Raw genomic sequence first — 651 nt, 5'->3', positions numbered from 1 at the left:
GGACTGATAGTCACAAAGATTATCAGCATCACAAGTGGCCATGCGAGAAATCACATAGTCATTTGAGATTGCTGAGCCAAGTTTAGGGTTTCTTAAAAACCCAAGCAGTATTGAACTGAAGAGTTTGATCATGGCTCAGATTGAACGCTGGCGGCAGGCCTAACACATGCAAGTCGAGCGGATGACGGGAGCTTGCTCCTTGATTCAGCGGCGGACGGGTGAGTAATGCCTAGGAATCTGCCTGGTAGTGGGGGACAACGTTTCGAAAGGAACGCTAATACCGCATACGTCCTACGGGAGAAAGCAGGGGACCTTCGGGCCTTGCGCTATCAGATGAGCCTAGGTCGGATTAGCTTGTTGGTGAGGTAATGGCTCACCAAGGCGACGATCCGTAACTGGTCTGAGAGGATGATCAGTCACACTGGAACTGAGACACGGTCCAGACTCCTACGGGAGGCAGCAGTGGGGAATATTGGACAATGGGCGAAAGCCTGATCCAGCCATGCCGCGTGTGTGAAGAAGGTCTTCGGATTGTAAAGCACTTTAAGTTGGGAGGAAGGGTTGTAGATTAATACTCTGCAATTTTGACGTTACCGACAGAATAAGCACCGGCTAACTCTGTGCCAGCAGCCGCGGTAATACAGAGGGTGC

At 51.0% G+C, this 651-nt stretch carries 1 rRNA gene; it reads left to right on the top strand.

The window, feature by feature from the left end:
- Nucleotides 1-112: 112 nt before the first annotated feature.
- Nucleotides 113-651 (top strand): 16S ribosomal RNA (locus IAE33_RS24365); the annotation flags it as partial.

This window comes from Pseudomonas sp. S60, from assembly GCF_016647865.1.
In the GTDB taxonomy this organism is placed as follows: domain Bacteria; phylum Pseudomonadota; class Gammaproteobacteria; order Pseudomonadales; family Pseudomonadaceae; genus Aquipseudomonas; species Aquipseudomonas parafulva.
The sequence above is the reverse complement of the archived record's forward strand: the minus strand, read 5'-3'. Positions and strand labels throughout refer to the sequence as shown.